The 5,323-nt window shown below is 63.1% G+C and carries 5 protein-coding genes and 1 pseudogene; 4 read left to right on the top strand and 2 right to left on the bottom strand.

Annotation, left to right across the window (positions count from 1 at the left end):
• Positions 1–260, top strand: a pseudogene (locus C515_RS0116325) (IS630 family transposase); the annotation flags it as partial.
• Positions 261–285: 25 nt separating this feature from the next.
• On the opposite strand, the gene ilvD reads toward C515_RS0116325, so the two are convergent.
• Positions 286–2,145, bottom strand: a complete 1,860-nt coding sequence (gene ilvD / locus C515_RS0116320; RefSeq protein WP_028456382.1) for a dihydroxy-acid dehydratase — start codon at positions 2,143–2,145, stop codon at positions 286–288.
• Between the two features lie 214 nt (positions 2,146–2,359).
• Here ilvD and lgt point away from each other — a divergent pair, with 214 nt between their 5' ends.
• From lgt to C515_RS0116305, 3 genes are all read left to right on the top strand, one after another.
• Entirely contained in the window at positions 2,360–3,214 is an 855-nt protein-coding gene (gene lgt / locus C515_RS0116315) for a prolipoprotein diacylglyceryl transferase (protein ID WP_028456381.1), read from the top strand.
• A 196-nt stretch (positions 3,215–3,410) separates the two neighbouring features.
• Positions 3,411–3,914: a DUF456 domain-containing protein gene (locus C515_RS0116310; protein ID WP_028456380.1), complete on the top strand. Its 504-nt coding sequence runs from the start codon at positions 3,411–3,413 to the stop codon at positions 3,912–3,914.
• A gap of 85 nt (positions 3,915–3,999) precedes the next feature.
• A complete protein-coding gene (locus tag C515_RS0116305; protein ID WP_028456379.1) occupies positions 4,000–4,818 on the top strand; it encodes a symmetrical bis(5'-nucleosyl)-tetraphosphatase in 819 nt (272 codons plus the stop codon).
• 190 nt (positions 4,819–5,008) lie between these two features.
• On the opposite strand, the gene C515_RS0116295 is transcribed toward C515_RS0116305, so the two are convergent.
• The coding region (locus C515_RS0116295) for an IS110 family transposase (RefSeq protein WP_028456378.1) at positions 5,009–5,323 on the bottom strand (315 nt) is incomplete at its 5' end.

The following is a 5,323-nucleotide window of genomic DNA, read 5'->3' as shown; positions in this document are numbered from 1 at the left end:
CCAAAAATCCGCGCATCCATCTGCACTTCACTCCGACCAGTGCGTCCTGGCTGAATCTGGTCGAGCGTTTTTTTCGCGACCTGACCGATGACCAGCTGCGCCGGGGTGTGTTTCGCAGCGTCGGGGAGCTGGAGGAAACCATTGCGCGCTACCTTGAGCAGCGCAACGCCACCCCCAAGCCTTACCGCTGGACCGCGACGTCATCTGCGATATTGGAAAAGGTTGCGAAAGCTAAAGATTCGTTGCGCTCAGAGCACTAGCGACATCCCTGGCGACGGTTCAGCATCAATCCTTGCGCTCAACCTGCGACACATCACGCACCGCGCCAGTGTCGGCCGAAGTGGTCATGGCGGCGTAGGCCCGCAGCGCGGCGCTGACAAAGCGCTCGCGATCAAGCGGCTGCCACGCATCCTTGCCCTTGGCTTCCATGGCGGCACGACGCGCAGCCAGCTCGTCGGCACTGACCAGCAGGTTGATCGTGCGATTCGGGATGTCGATTTCCAGCTGGTCTCCCTCTTGCGCCAGACCGATCGCGCCACCTTCGGCGGCTTCCGGCGACACGTGACCAATGGATAGACCGGACGTCCCGCCGGAGAAACGGCCATCGGTCAGCAGCGCACACGCCTTGCCCAGGCCCTTGGACTTCAGGTAGGACGTCGGGTAGAGCATTTCCTGCATGCCCGGGCCACCCTTCGGGCCTTCGTAGCGGATCAGTACCACGTCACCGGCAACAATCTGGTCGTCCAGAATACCGGCCACCGCGTCATCCTGCGATTCGAAAATGCGCACGCGACCAGTGAACTTGAGGATGGAATCATCCACACCCGCGGTTTTCACGATGCAGCCGCGCTCGGCAATGTTGCCATACAGCACGGCGATGCCACCATCCTGCGAGTAGGCGTTTTCCTTGTTGCGAATGCAGCCGCCAGCACGATCCAGATCGAGATCCGGATAGCGCATCGACTGGCTGAAGGCGATGGTGGTTGCCACGCCGCCGGGCGCTGCGCGGTAGAAGTGGTGCGCCAGGCTGTCCGGGGCATTCTTCACCACATCCCACTTGTCCAGACCTTCACCGATGGTCTTGCTGTGGACAGTAGGCACATCGCGGTGAATCAGGCCGGCACGATCGAGTTCGGCCAGAATGCCGATCACGCCACCGGCGCGGTGCACGTCTTCCATGTGATATTTCTGCGTGGCGGGCGCCACTTTCGCCAGACACGGCACTTTGCGGCTCATGCGGTCGATGTCGGTCATCTTGAACGGCACGCCGGCTTCATTGGCGGCAGCCAGCAGGTGCAGCACGGTATTGGTCGAGCCGCCCATGGCGATGTCGAGCGCGATGGCGTTTTCAAACGCCTCGAAGGTACAGATGTTGCGCGGCAAAACGGAAACATCGTCCTGCTCGTAATAGCGCTTGGCAAGTTCGACGATGGTCTGGCCGGCCTGCAGGAACAGGTTTTTGCGGTCGGCATGCGTAGCCAGGACCGAGCCATTACCCGGCAGGCTCAGACCCAGCGCTTCGGTCAGGCAGTTCATCGAGTTGGCGGTGAACATGCCGGAACACGAACCACAGGTCGGGCAGGCGGAGCGCTCAACCGCAGCAACTTCTTCATCGCTGACATTCGGATTGGCCGCCTCAACCATCGCATCAACCAGGTCCAGCTTGCGGATCTCGCCCTGCCAGTTGACCTTGCCGGCCTCCATCGGGCCACCGGATACGAAAATCACCGGAATGTTCAGGCGCAGCGCGGCCATCAGCATCCCCGGGGTGATCTTGTCGCAGTTGGAAATGCACACCAGCGCGTCGGCGCAATGCGCATTCACCATGTATTCGACCGAATCGGCGATCAGGTCGCGCGAGGGCAGCGAATACAGCATGCCGCCATGGCCCATGGCGATGCCGTCGTCCACCGCGATGGTGTTGAATTCCTTGGCGATGCCGCCAGCCTTTTCGATTTCGCGGGCGACCAGCTGGCCGAGGTTGTGCAGGTGCACGTGGCCCGGCACGAACTGGGTGAAGGAGTTGGCAATCGCAATAATGGGCTTGCCGAAGTCGCCGTCCTTCATGCCGGTGGCGCGCCACAGGGCGCGCGCGCCGGCCATGTTGCGGCCGTGGGTGGAGGTGCGGGAACGGTATGCGGGCATGGTCGTAATCCTGTTACGTAATTCTGGTGGCCAGAAGGGCTGTGACCAGCGTCGGGCCGGGACGTTGCGGACAGGCGCTGGACGGAAACGCAGACCCCGGTCAGGGCTTAGGTTCTGTAAATACTGCACTGCAGCAGCGGACAGGCTATTGGCTTGCGGCGCGCGGCGCGATTCATGGGATAATGCCGCGATTTTATTCCAAAACCGCCCGCCCATGCTCGTTCATCCGCAATTCGATCCCGTCGCCATCCAGCTGGGGCCATTCGGCATCCACTGGTACGGCATCATGTATCTGCTCGGCTTCTCGCTCTTCCTCATTCTCGGGCGCTGGCGCATCCGCCGCGGCAATCCGGCCGGCTGGAACAAGAGCGAGCTGGACGACCTGCTCTTTTATGGCGTGCTGGGGGTAATCCTGGGCGGGCGTCTGGGCTATGTGTTCTTTTACAAGCCCGAATACTATATGGCCGACCCGCTGGCCATCCTGAAACTGTGGGAAGGCGGCATGGCCTTTCACGGCGGTTTTATCGGCGTGCTGCTGGCGATGTGGCTGTTTGCCAAAAAGACCAGCCGGCGCTTCTTTGCCGTCACCGACTTCATCGCGCCGCTGGTGCCGCTGGGCCTGGCCGCAGGGCGCATGGGCAACTTCCTCAATGGCGAACTGTGGGGCCGCGTCACCGCGCCGGAGCACTTCTGGGCCATGATCTTTCCGCAGGCGCGCAACGCCGACCTGCACGCGGTCAACGCCCACCCGGAACTGCTGAACTGGCTGCAGGGCGAAAACCTGCCGCGGCATGCCTCGCAGCTGTATCAGTTCGCGCTGGAAGGCGTGCTGCTGTTCGTGATTCTCTGGGTCTATTCGCGCAAGCCGCGCCAGACCGGCCAGGTTTCCGCGCTGTTCCTGCTGGGCTATGGCCTCTTCCGCTTTATCGCCGAATTCGCCCGCGAGCCGGATGACTTTCTCGGCCTCTTGCACTGGGGCCTGTCGATGGGCCAGTGGCTCTCCATCCCCATGATCCTGCTTGGCGCGCATCTGTACTGGTGGTCCTCGCGCCCCATCGCCCGCCATTAAACAACCACAGGGGTATTGCCAGGCAGCCTTTATCAGAAATAGGCTCCATGGCAATACCCCTGATTATTTGTAGCGTGCGACTCGCCCTGGGGGGCGCAGCGCGCCATACTGGCGCAACGATTTCGCCAGCGCGTTGTCCACCGTCCTGCACTTGCCCCTCCCTGTCACCTCTCCCCATTCTCACAGGACAGCCACCATGCCGGAATTCTTCAGCGACCCCGCCACGCTTTACACCATTGCCGCCGTCCTGCTGATGGGCCTGGGCGTGGCCGGCGCCGTACTGCCGGTGCTGCCCGGCTCGCCGCTGATTCTCGGCGGCATGCTGCTGCTGGCCTGGCAGAACGATTTCGAACGCGTGGGCTGGATCGGGCTGACGATCCAGCTGCTGCTGGTGGCTGCCTCGCAGCTGATCGACTATGTCGCGGGCGCGGCCGGCGCCAAAATGATCGGCGCCAGCCGGCAAGCCATCTATGGCGCGCTGATCGGCTCGCTGATAGGCATCTTCTTTGGCCTGCCGGGCCTCTTGCTCGGCCCCTTCCTGGGCGCCCTGCTGGGCGAACTGCTGGCCCATCCGGACCTGCTGCGCGCCGGCAAGGTCGGTGTGGCCAGCTGGCTGGGCTTTATCGTCGGCTCGCTGCTGAAGCTGGTGATTGCCCTGCTGATGCTGGTCGTGTTCGCCATCGACTGGTGGCTGATCTGACGCACTGCCGCGCTCGCCGCTGGTCAAGGCAGCCCGGCGGCGCTTATGCTCCATCCCTTCCCGTTTCCGACAAGGCTGAGCGCGCATGGCCCGTTATGCAATCGGCGACCTGCAAGGCTGCTTCGACGAATTCATTCGTCTGCTGACCCGCATCCGTTTCGACCCGGAGCATGACCGCCTCTACCTGCTGGGCGATCTGGTCAGTCGCGGCCCGAAGTCGCTGGAAGTGCTGCGCTGGGTACTGGCCAACCAGCATTGCACGCGCGTGGTGCTCGGCAATCACGATCTGCATCTGCTGGCCTGCTGGGCGCAGGCCACCAGCCGCAAACCCGATGACTCAACGCTGAATGTCTTCACCGCGCCCGATGCCGACCGCCTGCTGCACTGGCTGCGAGGCCAGCCGCTGCTGATCGAGCTCGACGATTACCTGCTCTGCCATGCCGGCATCTGGCCGGGCTGGACGCTGGACGCGGCGCGCGAGCATGCCAGGGAAGTCGAAACCCAGCTGGCCGGCCCCGGTTATCGCAGCCTGCTGGCCGGAATGTATGGCGGCAGCCCCGGCTGGGACGAAGCGCGCCAGGCCGAGCAAACGCGCCAGCGCTTCATCATCAATGCCTTTACCCGCATGCGTTTTGTCAATGCTGGCGGCGAGCTGGCGATGGCCTTCAAGGGCGAACGTGCCGAAAAAGGCTTTCTACCCTGGTTCGACTGGCCGCAACGCCAGCCCCTGGGCAAGCCGGTGGTATTCGGGCACTGGTCCGCACTGGGCATCAAGCTGGGCAGCACGGCCATCGCGCTGGATGCCGGCTGCGTGTGGGGCGGCATGCTGGTCGGCCTGAATCTGGATAGCGGCCAGCTGGTGCAGACACCCGCGCTGCGCACCTATCAGGCCATAGGTGACTGAAAGCCTCATACACCACACCCCATAAGCCCACAGCCTTTGCACATGAAAGGCTACAGGGCCATACCCACCAAGCAGCCCTCCTGATTAGCCAGCCCGCCCGGCACCTCGTCCTGCCGACGGCATGCAGAGCACTGCTCGGACAGGTATTGCGGCTCGACTCCCGCCTTGACCATAGATACCGTCTTGCCACTCATCTTGCAACTGCATAATCAGCCTGATACGGCTGACGCGTTTTAAGGACGCCAAAGCACAAATGCACCAGCTTGCGCATCGCGGCACCCAGTGCCGACATCTTGCATTTGCCGCGCGCCAGCAGCCGCTCGTACTGCGCCTTCACATGCGGGTTGTAGCGCTTGGCCGTGATCGCCGCCATGTACAACATGGCCCGTATCCTCGCCGGGCCGGCTTTCGACAGGCGCGCACGCCCGAAGAGCGAACTGCCCGACTGCCGTTCCACCGGCACCAGTCCCAGATACGCCGCCAGCTGCTCGGCGCTGCCGAAACG

Origin of the sequence: Chitinilyticum litopenaei DSM 21440 (assembly GCF_000428145.1) — a bacterium.
In the GTDB taxonomy this organism is placed as follows: Bacteria; Pseudomonadota; Gammaproteobacteria; order Burkholderiales; family Chitinibacteraceae; genus Chitinilyticum; species Chitinilyticum litopenaei.
The sequence above is the reverse complement of the archived record's forward strand: the minus strand, read 5'-3'. Positions and strand labels throughout refer to the sequence as shown.

What these genes read in the sequence shown, in the direction of transcription:
- C515_RS0116310 (WP_028456380.1), top strand. Translation starts at nt 3,411, where the DNA reads ATGCCGGAATTCTTCAGCGACCCCGCCACGCTTTACACCATTGCCGCC.
- lgt (WP_028456381.1), top strand. Translation starts at nt 2,360, where the DNA reads ATGCTCGTTCATCCGCAATTCGATCCCGTCGCCATCCAGCTGGGGCCA.
- C515_RS0116305 (WP_028456379.1), top strand. Translation starts at nt 4,000, where the DNA reads ATGGCCCGTTATGCAATCGGCGACCTGCAAGGCTGCTTCGACGAATTC.
- ilvD (WP_028456382.1), bottom strand. Translation starts at nt 2,145, where the DNA reads ATGCCCGCATACCGTTCCCGCACCTCCACCCACGGCCGCAACATGGCC.